At 63.9% G+C, this 604-nt stretch carries 1 protein-coding gene; it reads left to right on the forward strand.

What is annotated here, in order from left to right; all coding sequences use genetic code 11:
• The coding region (locus OHD58_RS30540; protein WP_412177328.1) for an ABC transporter substrate-binding protein at positions 1–604 on the forward strand (604 nt) is incomplete at both ends.

Raw genomic sequence — 604 nt, forward strand, 5'->3', positions numbered from 1 at the left:
ATCGGCTATCTTCGTGCTTATGCTCCAAGCTTGGCGTTGTCGGTGCTTGATGTTCCGCCGCGTGACGAGGGGGTTGCCGGTGGCACTGTGGCGATTGCCGACAACAACACGACCGGCAGCTTCCTCGGCCAGAAGTTTTCCCTCGACGTCAGCGAGGTGAAGCCCGACGCCGATGTCGTCGCCACCTTCCAGGAGATGGTCGAGAGCGGCGATCGTTATGTGCTGACCGACATTTCGGCAAAACAGTTGCTGTCGATCGCCGACATCGCCCGCGACAACGGCGTGCTGTTGTTCAATGTCGGCGCCACCGACGACAGCCTGCGCGAGGAGGAATGCCGGGCCAACGTGTTTCACACCGTGCCGACCCGCTCGATGCTGGCCGATGGGCTGGCGCAATATCTGATCTGGAAGCAGTGGCCGCGCTGGGCGCTGATCTACGGCTCGCATGACAATGACAGGCTGTTCGCCGACGCGCTGCGCCGCGCCGCGACCCGCTTCGGCGGCCAGATCGTCGCCGAAAAGCTGTTCGAGGACACCGGCACGGCGCGCCGCACCGATTCCGGCGTCGTCCAGATCCAGCGCCAGATGCCGGTGTTCACGCAAG

The sequence above is a fragment of the Mesorhizobium sp. ZC-5 genome, from assembly GCF_025753855.1.
Lineage (GTDB): Bacteria > Pseudomonadota > Alphaproteobacteria > Rhizobiales > Rhizobiaceae > Neomesorhizobium.